18 protein-coding genes and 6 pseudogenes are annotated in these 20,388 nt (G+C 65.7%); 9 read left to right on the top strand and 15 right to left on the bottom strand.

Annotation, left to right across the window (positions count from 1 at the left end; translation table 11 throughout):
* The first annotated feature begins 36 nt into the window (after window positions 1-36).
* The 4 genes and pseudogenes from KF941_RS18105 to KF941_RS18090 all read left to right on the top strand — a co-directional run.
* Window positions 37-423 (top strand): transposase, encoded by a 387-nt coding sequence (locus KF941_RS18105; protein WP_214274112.1) that lies wholly within the window; start codon window positions 37-39, stop codon window positions 421-423.
* A complete protein-coding gene (tnpB, locus tag KF941_RS18100; protein ID WP_036756641.1) occupies window positions 420-767 on the top strand; it encodes an IS66 family insertion sequence element accessory protein TnpB in 348 nt (115 codons plus the stop codon). The genes KF941_RS18105 and tnpB overlap by 4 nt, the downstream gene beginning before the upstream one ends.
* Before the next feature lie 61 nt (window positions 768-828).
* Window positions 829-2,068, top strand: a pseudogene (locus KF941_RS18095) (IS66 family transposase); the annotation flags it as partial.
* A 166-nt stretch (window positions 2,069-2,234) separates the two neighbouring features.
* Window positions 2,235-2,402, top strand: a pseudogene (locus KF941_RS18090) (transposase); the annotation flags it as partial.
* Between the two features lie 1,013 nt (window positions 2,403-3,415).
* On the opposite strand, the pseudogene KF941_RS28575 reads toward KF941_RS18090, so the two are convergent.
* The 3 genes and pseudogenes from KF941_RS28575 to KF941_RS18080 all read right to left on the bottom strand — a co-directional run.
* Window positions 3,416-3,925, bottom strand: a pseudogene (locus KF941_RS28575) (recombinase family protein); the annotation flags it as partial.
* A gap of 139 nt (window positions 3,926-4,064) precedes the next feature.
* On the bottom strand, window positions 4,065-4,523 hold the full coding sequence (locus KF941_RS28075; protein ID WP_240540478.1) for a recombinase family protein: 459 nt from the start codon (window positions 4,521-4,523) through the stop codon (window positions 4,065-4,067).
* Between the two features lie 68 nt (window positions 4,524-4,591).
* Window positions 4,592-4,993: pseudogene (locus KF941_RS18080) on the bottom strand (LysR family transcriptional regulator); the annotation flags it as partial.
* A 115-nt stretch (window positions 4,994-5,108) separates the two neighbouring features.
* Here KF941_RS18080 and KF941_RS18075 point away from each other — a divergent pair.
* From KF941_RS18075 to fdhA, 3 genes are all read left to right on the top strand, one after another.
* Window positions 5,109-6,347 (top strand): aromatic ring-hydroxylating dioxygenase subunit alpha, encoded by a 1,239-nt coding sequence (locus KF941_RS18075; protein ID WP_214272740.1) that lies wholly within the window; start codon window positions 5,109-5,111, stop codon window positions 6,345-6,347.
* 2 nt (window positions 6,348-6,349) lie between these two features.
* Window positions 6,350-7,417: a hybrid-cluster NAD(P)-dependent oxidoreductase gene (locus KF941_RS18070; RefSeq protein ID WP_214273651.1), complete on the top strand. Its 1,068-nt coding sequence runs from the start codon at window positions 6,350-6,352 to the stop codon at window positions 7,415-7,417.
* 74 nt (window positions 7,418-7,491) lie between these two features.
* Window positions 7,492-8,676, top strand: coding sequence for a formaldehyde dehydrogenase, glutathione-independent (gene fdhA, locus KF941_RS18065; protein ID WP_036758238.1), 1,185 nt, complete (start codon window positions 7,492-7,494; stop codon window positions 8,674-8,676).
* Window positions 8,677-9,060: 384 nt separating this feature from the next.
* On the opposite strand, the gene KF941_RS18060 is transcribed toward fdhA, so the two are convergent.
* From KF941_RS18060 to KF941_RS18045, 4 genes and pseudogenes are all read right to left on the bottom strand, one after another.
* Entirely contained in the window at window positions 9,061-9,708 is a 648-nt protein-coding gene (locus KF941_RS18060; protein ID WP_214274111.1) for a hypothetical protein, read from the bottom strand.
* Between the two features lie 549 nt (window positions 9,709-10,257).
* Complete coding sequence (locus tag KF941_RS18055; RefSeq protein ID WP_240540477.1) at window positions 10,258-10,698, bottom strand: hypothetical protein; 441 nt, start codon at window positions 10,696-10,698, stop codon at window positions 10,258-10,260.
* A pseudogene (locus tag KF941_RS18050) lies at window positions 10,698-11,039 on the bottom strand (transposase domain-containing protein); the annotation flags it as partial. The gene KF941_RS18055 and the pseudogene KF941_RS18050, both read right to left, overlap by 1 nt.
* A 30-nt stretch (window positions 11,040-11,069) precedes the next feature.
* Window positions 11,070-11,435 (bottom strand): annotated as a pseudogene (locus KF941_RS18045) (IS21 family transposase); the annotation flags it as partial.
* Between the two features lie 565 nt (window positions 11,436-12,000).
* On the opposite strand from KF941_RS18045, the gene KF941_RS18040 reads away from it, so the two are divergent.
* Window positions 12,001-12,375 carry a hypothetical protein gene (locus tag KF941_RS18040; protein WP_214274110.1) on the top strand — a complete coding sequence of 125 codons (375 nt, stop codon included), beginning with the start codon at window positions 12,001-12,003 and terminating at the stop codon, window positions 12,373-12,375.
* A gap of 487 nt (window positions 12,376-12,862) precedes the next feature.
* Here the strand turns inward: KF941_RS18040 and KF941_RS18030 are convergent, their stop codons facing one another.
* The 8 genes from KF941_RS18030 to KF941_RS17995 are packed head-to-tail and all read right to left on the bottom strand — an operon-like array spanning window position 12,863 to window position 19,478.
* Window positions 12,863-14,083: an aspartate transaminase gene (locus KF941_RS18030; protein ID WP_114537911.1), complete on the bottom strand. Its 1,221-nt coding sequence runs from the start codon at window positions 14,081-14,083 to the stop codon at window positions 12,863-12,865.
* A gap of 36 nt (window positions 14,084-14,119) precedes the next feature.
* Window positions 14,120-14,893 carry an SDR family oxidoreductase gene (locus tag KF941_RS18025; protein ID WP_072463280.1) on the bottom strand — a complete coding sequence of 258 codons (774 nt, stop codon included), beginning with the start codon at window positions 14,891-14,893 and terminating at the stop codon, window positions 14,120-14,122.
* A gap of 34 nt (window positions 14,894-14,927) precedes the next feature.
* The gene (locus tag KF941_RS18020; RefSeq protein WP_214274108.1) at window positions 14,928-15,692 is read right to left on the bottom strand and encodes a 5-oxoprolinase subunit PxpA; all 765 of its coding nucleotides are present in this window, start codon (window positions 15,690-15,692) and stop codon (window positions 14,928-14,930) included.
* Window positions 15,689-16,087, bottom strand: a complete 399-nt coding sequence (locus KF941_RS18015) for a hypothetical protein (protein WP_036758253.1) — start codon at window positions 16,085-16,087, stop codon at window positions 15,689-15,691. The genes KF941_RS18020 and KF941_RS18015 overlap by 4 nt, the downstream gene beginning before the upstream one ends.
* Window positions 16,087-17,061 carry a biotin-dependent carboxyltransferase family protein gene (locus KF941_RS18010; RefSeq protein WP_036758254.1) on the bottom strand — a complete coding sequence of 325 codons (975 nt, stop codon included), beginning with the start codon at window positions 17,059-17,061 and terminating at the stop codon, window positions 16,087-16,089. Before KF941_RS18010 ends, KF941_RS18015 begins: the two co-directional genes overlap by 1 nt.
* Window positions 17,058-17,702: a 5-oxoprolinase subunit PxpB gene (gene pxpB / locus KF941_RS18005; RefSeq protein WP_036758255.1), complete on the bottom strand. Its 645-nt coding sequence runs from the start codon at window positions 17,700-17,702 to the stop codon at window positions 17,058-17,060. The genes KF941_RS18010 and pxpB overlap by 4 nt, the downstream gene beginning before the upstream one ends.
* Entirely contained in the window at window positions 17,695-19,065 is a 1,371-nt protein-coding gene (gene accC / locus KF941_RS18000; protein ID WP_240540476.1) for an acetyl-CoA carboxylase biotin carboxylase subunit, read from the bottom strand. The genes pxpB and accC overlap by 8 nt, the downstream gene beginning before the upstream one ends.
* A complete protein-coding gene (locus KF941_RS17995; protein WP_036758257.1) occupies window positions 19,065-19,478 on the bottom strand; it encodes an acetyl-CoA carboxylase biotin carboxyl carrier protein subunit in 414 nt (137 codons plus the stop codon). Before KF941_RS17995 ends, accC begins: the two co-directional genes overlap by 1 nt.
* A 223-nt stretch (window positions 19,479-19,701) precedes the next feature.
* Between KF941_RS17995 and KF941_RS17990 the strand changes: the two genes are divergently transcribed.
* The gene (locus tag KF941_RS17990) at window positions 19,702-20,376 is read left to right on the top strand and encodes a 4-carboxy-4-hydroxy-2-oxoadipate aldolase/oxaloacetate decarboxylase (protein WP_346429012.1); all 675 of its coding nucleotides are present in this window, start codon (window positions 19,702-19,704) and stop codon (window positions 20,374-20,376) included.
* Window positions 20,377-20,388: the final 12 nt, after the last annotated feature.

Raw genomic sequence — 20,388 nt, 5'->3', positions numbered from 1 at the left:
GACGTCGTTAACGACGTCTCTTATGCGGGGTTGAGGATGCGTGGCGATGTCCTTGGGTTGGAACGGCGGCGGCGGCGGTGGGATGACGAGGAGAAGCTCGCGATCGTGCTGTCGGTTGGCGCCGATGGTGCGACGGTCACGCAGGTCGCGCAGAGCCATGAGGTGACGCGTCAGCAGATCTACGCCTGGCGGCACGAGCTGAAGAAGAAAGGGCTGCTGTTCCCGACCGCCGATGCGCTGTTTCTGCCGATCTCGGCGCCTGAGCCGATGGAACCGGCTTTGCCGGAGGCGGCGCTGGCCAGTCCGACCGCACCCGATCCGCAGATTGAGTTGGTTCTGGCCAATGGCCGCTGCCTGCGCTTCGCGCCAGATCTGGAGCCTGCTGTTCTGGTGCGGCTGATCCGGGTGGTCGAGGCGGCATGATCGGCCCCGGAACCGGTGTCAGGGTCTATCTGGCCTGCGGCGTGACCGACATGCGCAAGGGGATCGAGGGGCTGGCGGCTTTGGCCCGGGACGTGCTGCGCCAGAACCCGACCTGCGGCGCGGTCTTCGCCTTCCGCGGCCGTCGCGGCGACAGGCTGAAGCTGCTCTATTGGGACGGCCAGGGCTTCTGCCTCTACTACAAGATCCTGGAGCGGGGCCGCTTCCCTTGGCCCGGCAGTAGCGAAGGATCGATGCGCCTGACTTCGGCGCAGCTTGCCATGCTCTGGGAAGGAATTGATTGGCGCAGGCCGGATTGGGGCGCGCCGCCTGCGCGGGTCGGGTAATTATCTTTCTGAAACCCCTTGTTTTATTGGCCATATCGACCTGCGCGTGGTATCGGTCGGCATGTCTGATGATGCCAACATTCTCTCGGATAATCCCACTGTCCTGAAGGCAATGATTGCCGCGCTTCAGGCGGAGAATGCACGCATGCCGGCCACGCTCCAGGCCCATGAGCAGCTTGTTCAGGCCCTGTGCCTGCGGATCGCAAAACTGCAGAAACAGGCCTTCGGCAAGTCCTCGGAAAAGATCGAGCGCGAGATCGCCCAGTTGGAACTGACGCTGGAAGACCTGCTTGTCGCGGTTGCCGAGCAGAGTGGCGGGCCGATCAAGGAAGACGAGCCTGCCGAGACCGACAACCCTGTCGCGGAGCCCAGGCCTCGCCGCCGTCCGCGCGTCTCGGACGCAACACCCCGCGAACGCCGCGAGCTCGATCCCGGTCCGTGTTGCCCTGATTGCGGCGGCGATCTGCGTGTGGTGGCCGAGGATGTCAGCGAGTTGCTCGACCTGGTCGCAGCCCAGATGAAGGTGATCCAGATCGCGCGGGTGAAGAAGTCCTGCCGCCGCTGCGAGAGAATGGTGCAGCCTGCCGCGCCGAGCCGTCCCATTCCCGGCAGCATGGCCGGGCCGGGGCTGCTGGCCCAGATCCTCGTCTCCAAGTTCGACGACCACCTCCCGCTCTATCGCCAGCACGAGATATTCGCCCGCATGGGGGCCGACATTCCGGACAGCACGCTCTTGGGCTGGTGTGGTCGGGCCATGAAAGTGCTCATCCCAGTGATCGAGCGGATCGAGGCCGAAGTCATGGCGGCACCGATCCTGCATGCGGACGACACGCCCATCCGCGTCCTTGAGCGGTCACGCCGGGATCGTGGCTTCGGCAAAGGCGTCAAGCAGGGTCGGGTCTGGGCCTATGTCTCGGATCAGAGGCCTTGGGCCGGCACTGCGCCGCCCGGCGTCGTCTACCGCTTCTCCCCGGACCGGAAAGGGGAGCATCCCCAGCACCACCCGCAAGACAGCGGTGGCATCCTGCAAGCGGACGCCTATGCCGGCTTCAACCCGCTCTACGCCCCGCGCGCGGATGGCAGCCGCCAATTCCGCGAGGCGGCCTGCTGGGCGCATCTGCGCCGCGACTTCCACGATGTGTGGGAAGGCACGAAATCCGAGATCGCCCGGGGGGCCCTGGAGCGGATCGGCAAGCTCTACGATCAAGCTCTACGATGTCGAACGCGAAATCGCCGGCCAGTCCGCCGAACTGCGAAAGGCCGCGCGCCAGACGCACTCCCGACCTATGGTTGATGCCTTTAACAGGCTGCTGAAAAAGGATTTTGAGAGGGTGACGCAGCGGAAATCGTTCTGGATCCAGCTAATATCGGCCCGAAAATGGGGTGTTTTCGGCAAATTTGAGGCGGATTTCCCGGTTCCCCGCCCGCGCTGTCCTGCCGCAAGGACTTTTTCAGCAGCCTGTTAAGGCATGGACCGAGGCCCAGCTGCTGCGCATTCCCGGCAAGGGCGATCTCGCCAGGGCTTTCCGATATGGTTTCAGCCGCTGGCCATCTTTCGAACTGTTCCTCGAAGATGGCCGCGTCGAGATCGAATCCAATAGGGTCGAAAATCTCTTCCGCCCGATCGCGATTGGTGAGTCATTACGCCCCTCTTCTTCAAGCATCTGGAAACATTGGAAGCTGGTCTCGATTGATGGGCCGACGCTGATGGGCCGACGCGGGCGTCCTTTTTGCCGGAGGGCCTTGATGACGTCATCATTCTCAAGATTCTCGGCCTGGATTTGCCAGGGTGCGCCCGGAACGACCTGCTCGGCGGGCAGGATCCCGTCCTGGATCATGCGTCGCACGACATGGCTGGTCACCCCGAGTTTTGCCGCGGCCTCGCGCATTGTGAGCCATGCTCCGTCCTTCTCGGCCGAGCGAAAGGCGTGGATCCTGCGGACCCTGCGGATGGAGGCCACCCGGTGCGCCGTCCAGGTCTTGTCCTGGCCGGTTCGCACGCCCATCCGGTTCAAGGTGGCCGCGATATCGGCATCGGAAAAGCGCGTCGCCATGCTTTCCATCACGACAAGAGCCTGTTCCGGTGTCTGGCAACCGTGCTCCCCCGTCCGTGGCTTGCGCACCCGCAATTGCGAATGCTGACCGCCTTGCCAGTGAATCGTCAGCACGACCTCCCGTGTCGCGTCATCGACGTCGGCGATGATGTCCGAGAACAGCGCCCGGATCAGTTGCTGGCGGCTTCGGGTCGTGACACCCTGTGCCGACCAGGCTGCGGAAAGATCCGCCGCCAAGCCCTCGAAGTCGGGCATCGGCGTGGTCGGGTCCAAGGTATCCGTCGCGGCAAGGCGCGCCCGGCAAGCCTCGACACGGCGCAGTGCGGCTTCCCAATGCTTCTCGAGCTGGGCTGCGATAAGCCGGTTCTCCGGGTCGCAGGCGGCATAGCGCCGTTCCGCCAGCGAAGCATCGTATTCTGACTGCTGCAGGTCGAGTTCGGCCACCCGCCGGCGCTCGGCCTCTCCTTCCCTGTGCATTCGCTCCGCCTCCAGTGCGGCCTCGATCGCCATCGGCTCGACCACCCGCAGTATCTCCGATGCGATCGCGGCGTCCACACGGGATCCGCCGAAGCTGAGACAGCGCGGCAGGCCGAGCATGAGATTGGGCCGGTCGCAGCGATAGGTCGGACGCCCCGGCGGGGCGCCGGCATAGGCGACGGCCAGGCCGCGGCCACAGCGCCCGCAGGTCAGCATGCCGGCAAGAAGGGCACGACCGCCCCGCCCCGACTTCTGTCCTCCCGCACGTCCATAGGCGTTGGCTGCGAGCAGCATCTGGTTCCGCTCGTATTCCGCCCAATCGATATAGGCGGCATGATGATCGCGGATCAACACGTCCCACGCCTCAGGCGGCTTGCCATGGCCGTAGGTCTTGCGCGCGCGACCGTCGACCAGTTCGATGCGCTTCTCGCTCTTTCCATAGACATAGGCCCCGGCGTAGAAGGGGTTCTTCAGCAGCCCGATGACGTTGCGATAGCGGATCGCCGTCCAGTCGAAGGAGGTCAGGCGCTTGCCGTCCGAGGGGCGCGGAAAGAACACCCCCTCCGCCGCCAGCGACAGATGCGCCTGCCGTGCGCTGCCGAGCTGGCGGAATCGCTCGAAGACCAGCCGGATGACCTGCTGGAGCCGGAAGTCGGGATCGAGGCCGAGGCCGGCCTCGCGATGCCAGATATAGCCATCGGCACGCTGATCCGAAGTTCGCCACGGCGCGCCTTCGCCCGGGCGGCGTCAAGCATGCGCGCCCGGATCACCCCAAGCTCGAACTCGAAGCTCGAACTCGCTGATGCTGTCCTTCATGCCGAGCAGCAGGCGGTCGTTCGGCAGGCAGGGATCGTGAGAGCCCATCGAGGTCGATGGCACGCGCCTCGACAAGCCCGCACAGTTCGAGCAGGTGGTGCCAGTCCCTGCCGTTGCGTGCCAGCCGCGAAGCGTCAAAGCAGAGCACGGCGCCGACTTCCCCGGCGCACAAGGCGGCGACAAGCTTCTCGAAGCCGGGCCGGGCCACCATGCCGCTGGCGGAGCGGCCGAGATCGTCACAGGTCACATCCACGGTCCGGAAACCACGACGACGCGCGATCTCGACCAGTTCACATTGCCGTCGCCGGCTCTCGGTGTTGAGCTCTACCTGGGCCGGGGTCGATTGGCGCACATAGACCACCGCCTTGCGCTGCAGGATGGCCGGCGGAAGGAAATCACCGTCCATCATCGTCTTGCTCCAACTCGCGCGTTCCCGCCGCTTCGGCCAGGAGGATGGCCAGGCATGGCCGCCGTGGCCACGTCGCTGATGATCTGCGAGACGGTGATGCCGGGGTGGATCTTCCAGAAGGCGGTGATCTTGGGGGTCAGCCACAAGGCGCTGACCGCCGTGGTGGTGCGGATGGTCACGTCCACGGCATCGGGCCGGTCGCGCAGCCGGCTGACGGCGTCCGAGATCGTCTCGAAGCCGCGTTGCAGCGCAACCAGCAGGAAGGCGCCCTTCTCGGTCAGCTCGACCCCGCGGTGCCGGCGGATGAACAGCGCGCAGCCCAGGTTCCGCTCCAGCGCCTTGATCTGGTGGCTGATCGCGGCGGGGGTGACGTTCATCTCCTGCGCGGCGGCCTTGAAGCTCATGTTGCGGGCCGCCGCCTCGAAACAGATCAGCGCGGTCATCGAGGCGAAGTCATGGGGATTGGGCATGCCGGGCCGTATTCAGGTTACTTCACCTAATCCAGGATGAATTTTTATGCCGTTGTCAACGGGAAACGAGTCGGCGGAATATTAGGCCAGTTCAACCTCAGCGTGGAAGCCGACAATGACAGCCACCCAACCGAACATCCATGACCTGCTTGCGCGCCGCCGGCCCGGACATGCGCTGGAACAGCCCTTCTACACCTCGGCCGAGATCTATCAGCTCGACCTGGAGAATATCTGGTATCGCGAATGGCTCTATGCCATCCCGGCCTGCCAGCTGGCCAGGGCGGGCAGCTACGTCACCCTGAAGATCGGCGATTACAACGTCATCATCGTCAAGGGCCGAGACGGCGAGATCCGCGCCTTCCACAACTCCTGCCGGCACCGCGGCTCGATCGTCTGCAAGGCCCGCGAGGGCCAGGTGGCCAAGCTGGTCTGCCCCTATCACTCCTGGACCTACGACCTCGACGGCCGGCTGGTCTGGGCCGACAAGATGAATGCCGATTTCGACCCCTCGCAGCACGGGCTGCGCAGCGTCCATCTGCGCGAGGTCGGTGGCCTGGTCTATATCTGCCTGGCCGGGAACCCGCCGAACTTCGAAACATTCGCGCAAAAGGCGGCGCCTTATCTGGACGTGCACGACCTCGGCGACGCCAAGGTGGCCCATACCTCCTCGATCATCGAGAAGGGCAACTGGAAGCTGGTGTGGGAAAACAACCGCGAATGCTATCATTGCAGCGCGAACCATCCGTCGCTGTGCCGATCCTTCCCGCTGGACCCGGAAATGTCCGGCATCATGCCCGACGGCAGCGTCTCGGAAAAACTGCAGGCGCATTTCGACCGCTGCACCGCGGCGGGCGCACCCGCGCAGTTCTACCTGGGCGAGCACGGCCAGTTCCGGCTGACCCGCGCCCCGCTGGAAGGCGATGCGGTCAGCTATACCATGGATGGCAAGGTCGCGGTGCAAAAGAACCTGGGCCGGGTGCCCTTTGCCGACGCCGGCCCGCTGATGGTGTTCCACTACCCGACCACCTGGAACCATTTCCTGCCCGATCACTCGCTGACCTTCCGGGTGATGCCGATCAGCCCGACCGAGACCGAAGTGACCACCACCTGGCTGGTGCACAAGGATGCCGTCGAGGGGGTGGACTACGACCTCAAGCGCCTGACCGAGGTCTGGATCGCCACCAATGACGAGGATCGCGAAGTGGTCGAGACCAACCAGCTTGGCGTCAGCACGCCCGCCTTCGTCCCCGGTCCCTATTCGGACTATTGGGAAAGCGGCGTCATCCAGTTCGTGGACTGGTATGCGGATGCCATGGAGCGTGCGCTCGGCCCCAGCCGCATGGCGGCCGAGTGACGATGAACGCTGCGCTGAAACCGACGCTGGCCTTCTGGACCGACGCCGAGGAGCTGGAATGCGTCTCGTTCCTGCCCGAGGCGCCGGATGTCATGACCTTCTGCTTCCGCAGCCCCTCGGGCGCGCTCTTCAGCCATGAGCCGGGGCAGTTCCTGACGCTGGAGCTGCCCCTGCCCGACGGGGTGCTGCATCGCACCTATACCATCTCGTCCTCGCCCTCGCGGCCGACCTCGCTGACGGTGACGGTCAAGGCGCAAAGGGATTCCATCGGCACGCGCTGGATGTTCGACCACCTGCGGCCGGGGATGCGCATCCGCGCCAGGGGTCCGGCGGGCAAGTTCTCGATGATGCGGGATCCGGCTGCGAAATACCTGTTCATCTCGGCAGGATCGGGCATCACGCCGATGATGTCGATGACGACCTTCCTTTACGATTCCGGGCGGGCGCCGGACATCGTCTTCGTCAACTGCGCCCGCCGCCCCTCCGAGATCATCTTCCGCGAGCGGCTGGAGCACATGGCGACGCGCGTCGCCGGCATCGACCTGAAATGGATCGTCGAGGAACCCGACCCCTATCGGCCCTGGACCGGCTATCGCGGCATGGTCAACCAGCTGGTGCTGGGCCTGGTCGCGCCCGACTACCTGGAGCGCGACGTCTATTGCTGCGGCCCCGAGCCCTTCATGCAGGCGGTGCGCGACATCCTGCACGGGCTGGGCTACGACATGGCCCGCTATCACCAGGAAAGCTTCGGCGCCCCGCCGGCCGAGGCCGAGGCGGTGCCCGAGGACGTGGTGCCGCAAGAGGACGCGCTGGCCGAGGTCAGCTTCGCCGCATCCGGCAAGACCGCCCGCTGCGCGCAAACCGAGACCATCCTGGCCACGGCGCGGGCGGCGGGCATCCCGATCCCCTCGGGCTGCGGCATGGGCATCTGCGGCACCTGCCAGGTGCTCAGGCTCTCGGGCCAGGTCCACATGGTCCACAACGGCGGCATCACCGACGAGGATGTCGAGGCGGGCTATATCCTCGCCTGCTGCTCAAGGCCCATCGGAAACGTTACCATCGATCTGTGAACAACAGCGGAAAGCCTGCCGTTCGCCAACAGACGAAAACAGCTTTCACACGAAGGATGAGGAGGAGAGATCGCATGAGCAGCAACAGAGGCGTGGTCTACATCGGCCCCGGCAAGGTCGAGGTGCAAAACATCGCCGACCCGAAACTGCAATCCCCCGACGGGCGCAAGATCGAGCATGGCGTGATCCTGAAGGTGGTCTCGACCAATATCTGCGGCTCGGACCAGCACATGGTGCGCGGCCGCACCACCGCCGAACCGGGCCTGGTGCTGGGCCATGAGATCACCGGCGAGGTGATCGAGAAGGGCGCCGATGTCGAGATGCTGGAGATCGGCGACATCGTCTCGGTGCCGTTCAACGTCGCCTGCGGCCGCTGCCGCTGCTGCCGCGAAGGCGACACCGGCGTCTGCCTGACGGTGAACCCGGCCCGCGCCGGCGGCGCCTATGGTTATGTCGACATGGGCGGCTGGATCGGCGGCCAGGCGCGCTATGTCATGGTGCCCTATGCCGATTTCAACCTGCTGAAATTCCCGGATCGCGACCGCGCCCTGTCGAAGATCCGCGACCTGACCATGCTGTCGGACATCCTGCCCACCGGCTTCCACGGTGCGGTCAAGGCCGGCGTCGGCGTCGGCTCGGTGGTCTATGTCGCGGGCGCCGGCCCGGTGGGTCTGGCGGCTGCCGCCTCGGCCCGCATCCTGGGCGCGGCCGTGGTGATGATCGGCGACTTCAACAAGGAGCGGCTCGAGCATGCCCGCAAGGTCGGCTTCGAGCCGGTGGACCTGTCGAAATCCGACCGGCTGGGCGACATGATCGCCGAGATCACCGGCACGCCCGAGGTCGATTCGGCCATCGACGCGGTGGGTTTCGAGGCGCGCGGCCATTCCGGCGGCGAGCAGCCGGCCATCGTGCTGAACCAGATGATGGAGATCACCCGCGCCGCCGGCCAGATCGGCATCCCCGGGCTTTACGTCACCGAGGATCCGGGCGCGGTCGACAATGCCGCCAAGCAGGGCAGCCTGTCGATGCGCTTCGGCCTGGGCTGGGCCAAGGCGCAGTCGCTGCACACCGGCCAGACCCCGGTGCTGAAATACAACCGCCAGCTCATGCAGGCGATCCTGCACGATCGGCTGCCCATCGCCGATATCGTCAATGCGACGATCATCCCGCTGGACCAGGCGGTGGCGGGCTATGAAAGCTTCGACGCCGGCGTGGCCAAGAAATACGTGCTGGACCCGCATGGCGGCCTGGCGGCCTGAGACTGCCGACATTTGCATAAAAGAGGCCGGCCACGATCCGTGGCCGGCCTTTCATTTGGTTAAAGCTGAAGTCTCATAGTCAGGCGCCTGATGAAAAGCGCATAAACAGCGTAGCGCCTGTCGATCACCGCATGGATGCTGCCCGAAAGCCGCAAGGACAAGGCCGTGCATGCCGTCCTTGACGCGATCCGGCGGAGCTGAAGCGGCAGGCCGGCCTTCATTCCGCCGCGGTGGCACTCCGGGGCAGTCCGGCGGATGCAAGGCGTTCCAGCGCCTCGACGACCTGGATCCGGCGATAGGTCTCGGTCGCAAGCCCCTCGGCCGAGCGCAGGTTCTGCCGCGCCTCGAACGCCGCCTGCGGTTTTCGGCGGTGACCTCTTCATCTCAGGCGACCAGCCAGCGCGCATAATCGTCGTCATTTTCCTTTGATCGGGATGCCACTGCTGGACAAGGCGCCGGGCGCGCGGCGCAGCGCCACGATTTCCGAAACCGGGCGAAGCGCCTGCGTCGGGTTGAACTCGGTGCGCTTGTCGGTGCCCGCGATCTCGACATCGCCACCCGCCCCGAGGCATCATAGACAAAGGCCGAGGCGATCCGGTCCAACGCTGCCTCGACCTTCTTCGGACGATGCACGACCTGGCGCGGCGGCCGGTCGGGCACCGCAAGCCGGGTGATGCCGCGATCATTGATGGTGTCCAGCACCTTCCGGTGATCGTCGGTGCGCAGGATCACCTCGCGCCGGGCCGGCCAGAAGTCATAGGGCCCATGGGCGCCGTCGCACTTGCCGATATGGAAGGCATAGATCTCGGGATAGACAGCGCGGCTGGTCCGGCGCGGCGGCTTTGCATCGCAATAGGCCATCATCGCGGCTTGCAGCAGGTGGGTGGCCCCCACACCGCCCGGGGGCTCGTCGATGACCAGTCCGAAACGGTCGAGCTCGGTCCAGTCGGGGAACAGGTCGTCCAGCCCTGAGGCGACACCGCCGATGCAGATCGAGAACATATCGGTGCGAAGCAGCGAAACCACATGCATGATTCATTCTTCAGCGGCAGGCATGACCGCTATAAAGGGCGTTGGCGAATTGTCACGGATATGCAGCGGTGACGCGGATTGAACCCAGTCGGTTTTCATGGGTCATCGTTCTTGCCACACCGACCGGTAGCCTTCAACGTAACATGTGTCACGCACTCGTCACGCTTACTGTTACGCGCCAAGGCTATGAATATAAAGTAGAAATATGTTTATGCAACCATGTAACGTATTATATAGTATGAATAAATATTCACACGCACATGACATTCAGTCATACCTATTCCCATAATCATATGTGTTCATTTGCGTCGCAGCATCATCGCTTCTCAGATGATTTATATTAAACAATTTATTTTGATCTTACTGTAACGGCGACGTTTATGCGTCACGGTTTTCACGGTCACCCACCTGCCAGGCGGCGAATTCGCGGATCGAGGATGGGACAATCCTGGATGCTACACAGGTTTTCATGCCGCAGGAGGCGAAAATTCTCCGTTGGTCGCCCGACGGAGCATGCATGCCACCTCGGACGACCGTACTCCGGTCGGATTAGGCTCCAGGAAGCCCCGCAGCAGATGGGTCGATGCCTTTTGGGGTCAGAGTTAATCGAACACCGAACCCATCCGCAGAGAGAACAGGCGCTCGCAGGTTTTCAGCAGGCATGCGACGGCACGCGGCGTAACCGGCCGATTGTTCCCGCGGCGACAGTGCCTTGATGCGGGCGACGAGTTCCGCGTCATCGACAAAGTCGTCGAGGAACGCGTGCCAGGTTTCGGTGGTGATGCGCGCGGCCGTGAGCATGTCTTTCGGTTCATCGATGCCGTCATCGGTCAGGGCGGTGATGGTGTCGTCTGGGCCGGTATGGACGCTGATGCTCGCGCCGTAGCTCAGGTTGTCGTCATTGGAGACGATGGCTTCGAGCAGCTCGGGGTCTTCGCCCAGCATCTTTGCGACGTAGTCGAGGGTGCGGACATGGGTGACGGTTGCCATCAGGCGGTCTCGGACAAGGTTTCGGTCGTCGGCGCCCAATTCCACGGCAGGAGTTCGTCGAGCCGGTTGATCTTGTGGTCGTGGATACGGGTCAGGATGTCGGCCAGATAGGCCTGCGGAGCGAGGCCGTTCATCTTGACGGTCTCGATGATGGTCATGGCGGGAGCCAGCGTCTCGGCACCAGTATCAGCGCCAGCGAAGAGCCAGTTGCGGCGCCCGGCACCGATCGGGCGCAGGGCGCGTTCTGCGGGATTGTTGTCGATCGCCACCCGGCCGTCCTCAAGGAAGAGGCTGAATGAGGCACGACGGCTGAGCCCGTAACGAAAGGCCTAGGCGAGATTCACCCGTGGCTCCGGTCGATGGGGTCGAGCCTCGCCCGGATCGAAGACCAGCGGCACACAGGCGGCGGCCGAAGCTTCCTGTTCTTCCCTGGACCACGAGGCCGCGTAACGCCGGACAGCATCGTAACCACTGTCATAGCCGAAGGACCGGAGTGCCTCGAATATCCTGATCAGGATCAGGCGTTCGTGCTTCGGCTTCCGGGCGCTTGCCGCCAGCATCTCGTCGAGCTTGATTCTCCAAGGGCCGATCTTCGGCAGCGGCTGGATTGTCCGTTCATGGGTCAGTTCCGTCGCGCCGGACCGGATCACCTTCCGCACCGTTCGGCGTGGCCTCGAAGCAATGGCGGCTCACGTCTCACTCCGCGAGACCCGAAACTCCCGGCAGATCTGCTTGATCGTCCTCTACTCCTGGAAATACGCCCGACGGATCTTCGCAATCGTCTCCACAACCAGCATCCCGTACTGTGCCCCCGATGACCACGGGGGCATCATGACCATCAGTGAAAGGGGGGCCGTTTGGGAAGCCGATCACCCCGTTACGGGGGCAGTTGGCCATGCCGGCTTACATTTGACATGCCGACATGCAAATAAGGCCGGTCTCGGCCGGGAGGTTGGATTCCGGCCGTGCCACATGAAATTTCGAACACCGGCTCAAAATCGTCCTTCACGCAGGCGTGATGTGGGAATATGCACTATGCTGACCATGACGAATGATGGATTCTCTGGATAAAGGCCAAGATCTTTGCTGCCGTAGACATCCTTACCAGCGAGGAGACGCTTTCCGAGCGCACGACCAAGCTGCTGGCAATCATTTTCCTGCTTGTTGCCACTGCTTTATGCTTCAAGAACTATTCGATCAAGCCCACCCTGATCTCCGGTGCCGCCGCCTTGGCGATGCTGACGCCTCTTTATGCCCGTGGTATCCTCAGGTGGAGCAAATCGATCTATGGGCTGATCGTTTTTGTTCTGCTCTGGACCGTGTATTCGGGCGATCATATCCATCGCCCTGAATGCCAGTTCGGATATCCCCGAATATCTTGTTGCGGCGGCGACGCTCTTGTCCTGGCTCGGGATTCGTGGTGTGGCGGGTTTTGCTTGGATCCTTGCCTTCGCGGCCTGCATATTTCCGATCGTGAACACGAGTGCAGCGATGAGCGCTTATGGCTATCTCTTTGACGTTTGCGCCTTCCTGGAGTGCATCCTTCACGCAGGGCTGAGTCCGGCGGATTTCGTCAGGGATGTCAGCGACGAATTCCACGCCAGAACAAAACCAGCAAGAGAGCGGATCGGCGAAGATGTCAGCGCCGCCGGTGAGCTGGGGAAACGCTTCCTGTAAGCGGTTGCGTTACGGGCTTGCCAGCCGCGCACCCAGATCCCGCACCATCTGCTGCAGCCGATGGGGGGGCCAGCACCTCGACCTCTCCACCCCAGCGGGCAAGATGCCAGGCTATTTCCTGCAGGCCGTCGGCGCGGAAACGCACGATCAGGCTGCCGTCGTCCTGCGGCTCGTGCCTCTCGGCAGGGTGGAAGCGATAGCTGGCGGCATCGCGGGCAACGCGCGGGGAAAAGCGCCGGACGATGCCCTCGGGTTCCTCCTGCCAGATCCCAGTTGTGGGCATAACTTTTCAGGCTGAAGCCTGGGGCGCCACGAAAGGCGCGTTCGACAGCACCACCTTCGACGCCGACCCAGATGGCCGACGAAGATCGTCTTGCGCAATTGTGCCATGATCGGCGGGTCAAGGTTTTTGTGCGAACCGGGACGCAGGGCAATCGTTGCCCGCCGAGCTCAAGGAACGGGGTGCCCGCCCTTTGCTTTGCTGCTCTCAGTCCAAAGCCTTGCATGCCTGGGCGATTGCGGCGCAGGCCGCTTCGATGATCTCCATCGAGGTTGCGGTCGAGATGCGGAAATAGGGTTCTAGCCCGTAGGCCCCGCCATGCACCGAGGCGACGCCCGCCGCTTCCAGAAGATACAGGCTGAAATCCAGGTCGTTCCTGATCGTCTTTCCGTCCGGCGTCCTCTTGCCGATCATGCCCGCGCAGCTGGGATAGAGATAGAAGGCGCCGTCCGGCAGGCTGCAGCTGAGGCCGGGAATCGCGTTGATCAGCGCATGGGCGCGGTCGCGCCGCTGGCGATAGACCGCCACGGCCTCGTCGACCGAGCGCTGGTCCGAGGTCAGGGCGGCGGCCGCCGCCGCCTGGCTGATCGACGAGGGGCAGGACGACATTTGCGATTGCAGCTTGTTGATCGCATCGATCAGCGCCAGCGGCCCGACGCCGTAGCCGATCCGCCAGCCGGTCATGGCATAGGACTTGGACACGCCGTTGACGACCAGAGCCTGCGGCTTCAGCTCGGGCAGGACGGTCAGGATGCTGCAGGGCTCGAAACCGGCGAACCAGATCCGGTCGTAGATCTCGTCGCAGAGGACCATCACATGCGGATGCCGCAGCAGCACCTGTCCCAGCGCCCGCAGCTCGTCCGCGCTGTAGGCGGCGCCGGTCGGGTTGGAGGGTGAGTTCAGGATCACCCAGCGGGTGTTCGCGGTGATCGCGGCCTCCAGCGCGTCGGGGGTCAGCTTGAAGCCGACCTCCTCGCCGCAGGGAACGATGACCGGCGTGCCGCCGTTGGCGATGACCATGTCGGGATAGGACACCCAATAGGGCGCCGGGACGATGACCTCGTCGCCGGGTTCGACGGTGGCCATCAGCGCCACGAACAGCACCTGCTTGGCGCCGCCGCCGACGCAGATCTCGTTGAGCCCGCAGTCGATGCCCAGCCGCGTCCTGAAGTCGTGCTGGATGGCCTTGCGAAGCTCGACCGTGCCGTTGACCGAAGTGTATTTCGTCTCGCCATTCTCCATCGCCCTGATGGCGGCGGCCTTGATGTGGTCGGGCGTGTCGAAATCGGGCTCGCCCACGGTGAGGTTGAAGATCCTGCGTCCCTCGGCCTGCAGGTCGCGGACCTTCTGCGCGGCGGCGGTGCTGGGCGAGACGCGGATGCTGGTGACGCGCGAGGCGAGTTTGATGTTGCTCAAGGCAATCTCCATCGGTGCGGATTGTTCGGATGCCGGCGGGGCGGCGCGTTACTTGTTGCCGGTCAGGATCACGTCGTCGCCCACGCGCTTGGCGGTGCGCAGGCCGCCGGGGACTTGCAGCGTCGGCAGCAGCTCGATCAGGTTGATGTTGACGTATTGCGGCGTCCCGACCGCATATTCCACGGCATCGGCGATGTCCGAGACCTGCGGCATCTCGAAGCCTTCGTAATATTTGCGCTTCGCCTCGGCAGGGTCGATCTTCTCGACCTTGGCGAAGATGTCGGTCTCGACCCGGCCGGGGCTGATCTCGGTCACCCGGACCCGGCGGCCGAAGGCATCGACGCGCAATTGGCGCGAGACAGTATGCATCGCCGCCTTGGTGGCGTGATAGGCGATATGGCCGCCGAACTCGTAATGCCCGGCCATCGAGGTGATGTTGACGATATGGCCGCGGTCGCGCTCCATCATGCCCGGCAACAGCAGGCGGGCCAGGTGCAGGGCGGCGCGTAGGTTGACGTCGATCTGCTCGTCGATGTCGAAGGCGCTGGAGGTGAGGATGCTGCCCGGCCGCGATACGCCGGCATTGTTCACCAGCACGTCGATTTCCAGATCCTTCACCAGCGCGGACACGGCCTCGGTGTCGGAAACGTCGATCACATGCGGGATCGCGCCGCAATGCGCCGCCAGTTCCTGCAGCTTTTCGGCGTTGCGGGCCAGGGCGTGAACGGCCAGGCCCTTCGCGCGCAACCGCTCGGCGATCGCCCAGCCCATTCCGCCCGAGGCGCCCGTTACCAATGCCGTCTTGTAATCCGCGAATGCCATGGTTCTGTCTTTCTTCTCGTGAATGCGCCGGGGGTCAGATGTGACGGGTCAGCGGGGCGATGGTCGCGCCGCCGGCCGTGATGCCTTTGCGCAGGCGCTGCGCCAGATCGACGGCGCCCGCGGTGTCGGAATGGACCAGGATGGACTGCACCGGCATCGGGATGACCTGGCCGTCCACCGTGTCGACCTGCCGGTCGCGGATGACCCGCATGACGCGGGCCACCACCTGCTCGGCGTCGTGAATGACCGCCCCTGGCTGGCTGCGGGGGGCAAGCTGGCCGCTGGCCAGATAGCCGCGGTCGGCCAGGAACAGGCGGACCACGTTGCCGCCCATCTCCAGCGCGGCCTGTTCCAGGGCGCTGCCCGGCAGGACCAGGAACGCGATCTCGGGGTCGAAGGCCATGGTCGCGCGCGCCACTGCCGCCGCAATGGCGGGATCGGAGCTTGCGAGATTGCCAAGCGCACCATGCGGGTTCATGTGGGTGATGCGATGCCCGGCGCGGCCCGCCAGCCCGGCCAGCGCGCCCAGCTGATAAAGCACATGGCATTCCAGTTCCGGCAGGTCCATGTCCATCCGGCGGCGCCCGAAACCCATGCGGTCGGGAAAGCTGACATGCGCGCCCAGGTCGACGCCATGCTCCCTGGCCAGCCGGATCGTGCGGTCCATGATGACCGGATCGCCGGCATGGTAGCCGCAGGCCACGTTGGCCGAGCTGATCTGCGCCATCAGCGCCTCGTCGTCGGCGATGCGGTAGGGGCCGAAGCCCTCTCCCATGTCCGAGTTGATGTCGATGATCATGGCCTGGTCTCCAATGTCAGGACGGGGTCGCCGTGGCCGAACAGGGTGCCCGGCGCCGGGATCCCGGACGCTATGATGCCATCCGCCGGGGCGGTGACGGCGGCGCGGACGGCGCCCTGCGCGACATAGCCCAGAAGCTCGGCGGCGCGGACGGCGTCGCCGGGTGCGATCGCGGGCAGCCCGTCGTCGCTGCCGCGCGGCAGGAAGGTGCCGATGTCGGGGCTGCACGCGGCGGCGGTGGCGGTCGCGGGCTTGGCCTCGGCCGCGGTGGCCGGTGCGGGCCCGGCCGGCAGGGCCAGGCGCAGGAACATGTCCCCGCCCTCTATTTCCAGCGTGCCGACGCCATGCGCGCGCATCGCGTCCAGAAGCCGGGCGAGGTCTTGCTTGTCGAACATCAGAGCCATCCCCTCTGCCGGGTCAGAAATCCTTCCAACTGCGTGCGAATCCCGGCCAGCCATTCCTGTTGCGTCCTTGCGGCCAGGGCCGCCTCGGCCAGCGTCACCTGGCGAAAGCGCAGGCGGTCGCCCGGCCGGGCCTGCGCGATGCGCCACAGGTCGGGCTCGATGACCGCCGCGATCTTGGGATAGCCGCCCATGGTCGCGGAATCGGCCAGCTGGATGATCGGCTGCCCGCCGCCCGGAACCTGCACGATCCCCGGCGCGATCCCGTGCGAGCGCAATTCGCCGGACGCCTCATAGGCCAGGGTCTCGCCTTCCAGCCGATAGCCCTGGCGGTTGCTTTGCTGGCTGACCGTGTAGGGCGTGGTCCAGAACGCCTCGCGCGAGGCCGGGGCGAAATCCCCATGCTCGGCCGAGGGCAGGGCGCGCAGTTCGATCTCCGCGGCACCCGCGGCGCGCAGCGCGGGCATGGTCAGGCTAAGCCCCACAGGCGGCAGCGGCAGCGTCTCCGACGCGGCACGCAGCACGTCGCCGGCGGCAAGGACGCGGCCTTCGAGCCCGCCGAAGCCTTCGCGCAGTTGCGTGCTGCGCGAGCCCAGCACCGCCGGCACGTCGATTCCGCCGGGCAGCGCCAGATAGCTGCGGGCGCCGGATGTCATCGGGCCAAGCTCCAGCACATCGCCCGCATCGGCCATGCCCGCCCAGACGCGGGGCAGGGGGCGCCCGGCCAGCGTCGCGCCGCAGGCCGCGCCCGCCAGCGCAAAGGCCCCGGCCTGCCGGAACCGGAACCGCGCCGGGGTCAAGGGGATCTCCAGCGTCGCGGCATCGACGTCATTGCCCAGCAGCATGTTCGCGACGCTGTGCGACAGGGCATCCATGACGCCGGCGCGGCCAAGGCCCTGCGACCAGTAGCCGTCGCGCCCCAGGTCCTGCACCGTCGCGGCGGGCGGAATGAACAGAACCTCGATCATGCCTTGACCTCGACGGGGTTGAAGCGGATCCGGTCGCCGGGCCGCAGCAGCGCGGCGGGCGTGCGCTCGGGGTCGAAGAAGGACAGGTCGGTGCTGCCGATGGTGTTCCAGCCGCTGGGGCCCGCCGAGGCCGAGACCCCGGTCTGCAACCCCGCCAGCGACAGCGACCCGCCCGGCAGCCGGGGCAGCGGCACCTTGCGCCGCGGCGTTTCCAGCCGGGGATCGAGACCGCCCAGATAGCAATAGCCGGCATGGCTGCCGACCGCATAGACGGTGTATTCCGGCGCGGCATGCAGGCGCACCACCTGATCCACGGGCAGGCCGGTCATCCCGGCCACCTCGGCCAGATGCGGGCCGTCATAGGCCATGTCGATCGCCAGAAGCCGGCCCTCGACCTGCTTGCGGATGCCGCTTTCCCACAGCGCGGCCAGATCCCTCTCGATCCGGTCCAGCCCGGTCGGGACATGGTCCAGAAGCAGGGTGACATTGGTCATGCCGGGCACGGCCTCGCGGACACCCTTCCAGGTGGCGGCCTCGTCGGCGATGGCCCAGATGCGCTGCTGGTTGGCGAGATCGAACGGGCAGGAGGGCTGGAACAGCACCGCCCGGCTGCCGATCATGGAGAGCTTCGCGTCAGGCATGGCGGGACTTCCGTGCTTCGAGCCAGTGTTCGAGATGGTGGATGCTGACCCCCCCGGCCGAAAAGCCGGGGTCCGCCAGCATCTGCCGGTGCAGCGGGATATTGGTCGAGACGCCTTCCACCCGCGCCTCGTCCAGCGCGGTGCGGGCGCGGGCCAGCGCTTCGTCGCGGTCGGCGCCATGGGCGATGATCTTGCCGATCATCGAATCGTAGCTCGCCGGGATCACCGAGCCGGCGCCGACATGGGTATCCACGCGGATGCCCGGCCCGCCCGGCACATGCATCGCCGTGATCCGGCCGGGGCTGGGGGCGAAGCTGTCCGGGTCTTCGGCATTGATCCGGCATTCGACGGCATGGCCCAGGGTGCGCACCTGTTCCTGGGTGATCGGCAGCGGGTTGCCGCGCGCCACGTCGATCTGCATGGCCAGGATGTCCAGCCCCGTGACCATTTCCGTCACCGGGTGTTCGACCTGGATACGGGTGTTCATCTCGATGAAATAGAACTGCCCGTCCTCGAAGAGGAACTCGAAGGTGCCCGCGCCGACATAGCCGATCCGGCGGCAGGAGGCGGCGCAGCGTTCGCCGATTTCCGCGATCAGCGCGCGGTCGATCCCCGGCGCGGGGGCCTCCTCGATCAGCTTCTGGTGGCGGCGCTGCATCGAGCAGTCGCGGTCGCCCAGCCAGAGCGCATGGCCATGCGCATCGGCAAGCACCTGGATTTCCACATGGCGCGGCTTTTCGAGGAATTTCTCGATATAGATGTCCGCATTGCCGAAAAAGCGGCCCGCCTCCTGCCGCGTGACCATGAAGGCGCCGGCCAGTTCGGCTTCGGCCCGCACGACGCGCATGCCGCGCCCGCCGCCGCCGCCGGCCGCCTTCAGGATGACGGGATAGCCGATCCCGGCGGCGATCCGGCGGATTTCCTCGGGATCGTCCGGCAGCACGCTGTCGGGGCCGGGCACGCAGGGCACGCCGGCGGCGATCATGGCGCGCTTGGCCTCGACCTTGTCGCCCATCATCCGCATGACCGAGGCGCTGGGTCCGACCAGCCGCCGGCCGGCCGCCTCGACGGCCTCGGCGAATTCCGGGCGTTCCGAGAGGAAGCCATAGCCGGGATGGATCAGGCCCGCGCCGCTGGCCTCGGCGGCCGCCAGAAGGGCGGGGATGTTCAGATAGCTCTTGGCGGCGGGCGCGGGACCGATGCAGATCGCCTGGTCGGCCAGCGGCAGCCAGGCCGCGTCGCGATCCGCCTCGGAATGCGCGCAGACGACGCGCAGGCCCAGCCGGCGGCAGGCGCGGATGATGCGCAGGGCGATCTCGCCCCGATTGGCGACCAGCAGGCAGTCCATGTCGATTGCGGCCATCAGCGGATCCTCATCAGCGGCGCGCCGGCCTCGACCGTCGCGCCGTCGCCGACCAGGATGGCCTCGACGGTGCCTGCTTGGGGTGCGGGTATGGGGGTCATCATCTTCATCGCCTCGATGATGCAGATCGTCTGCCCGGCCTCGACGCGGGCGCCCGGCTCGACAAAGGCCGCCCCGCCGGATTCGGGGCGCAGGTGGCACAGGCCGGCCAGCGGGGCGGTGACGGCATCCGCCTCGGGTGCCGGGACCGGCGGCGCTGCCGCCGCGGCGGCGGGTGGCGCGGGCTGGGCGCCGCCGGCCGCGCCGCGGCGGATGGTGATCCGGTGCCCCTCGGCCGAAAAGGCGAACTCGGCGAGATGGTTGTCTGCGGCCCATTCCATCCCCGCGATGATGGAGTCGATGGTGATCGGCATGCGAAGGGCGTCGTCCCTGTGCGAAGTTGCGTTCTTTTGCGATTGGTAGCACCGCCGCTTTGCAATGATGTCAGAGCGGTTTCGCATGACCCGGTGCGGGGCATCGCGAAACCCGATCACATCAGATGCAGACGCTCTTATGCCTGGGGGCTGCGTCCTTCCTATGCTGCCGGCCGATCACCCCCGGCCCCGGCCGCGATATTCCAGCAAGGAGAAGCACGACGTGCCCCATATCATCACCAGGATCGAACGTGCCGCCGCGGCGGATGTGGCCGCGCTGTCGAAATTCGGCAGCGCCACGATTCACGAGGCGCAGGGTCGGCTGGGCGCGCTGAGCTCGCGCCTGAAGCCCGTCGACCGCGCCATGTCGGTCTGCGGCCCCGCCTTCACCGTGCAAAGCGCGCCGCGCGACAACATCATGCTGCAACTGGCGATCCATTATGCCCAGCCCGGCGACGTCGTCATCGTCTCGGCCGGGGAATACGAGGAGGCGGGCTGCTTCGGCGACGTCCTGGCCAATGCCTGCCTGGCCAAGGGCATTGCCGGCGTCGTCACCGATACCGGGGTGCGCGACACGCAGGAGCTGATCCGGCTGGGCCTGCCGGTGTTTTCGCTGAGCGTCTGCATCAAGGGCACGGTCAAGGAAACGCTGGGCCAGATCAACGGCGACATCGTCATCGGCGGCCAGGTCGTGCGGCCGGGCGACGTGATCCGGGGCGATGCGGACGGCCTGGTCGTCGTGCGCCGCGAGGATGCCGCCGAGGTGGCGCGCAAATCCGTCGCCCGCGAAGCGGACGAGGCCGGCTATATCGAGGCCTACAAATCCGGCCGGACGGTGATCGACGTCTGCAATCTCGAGGCGGTGCTGAAGGCCAAGGGCCTGACCACCGATCTTTGACGAGCCCCTTAA

It is taken from the genome of Paracoccus sp. pheM1 (genome assembly GCF_018499825.1).
GTDB lineage: Bacteria > Pseudomonadota > Alphaproteobacteria > Rhodobacterales > Rhodobacteraceae > Paracoccus > Paracoccus versutus.
The sequence above is the reverse complement of the archived record's forward strand: the minus strand, read 5'-3'. Positions and strand labels throughout refer to the sequence as shown.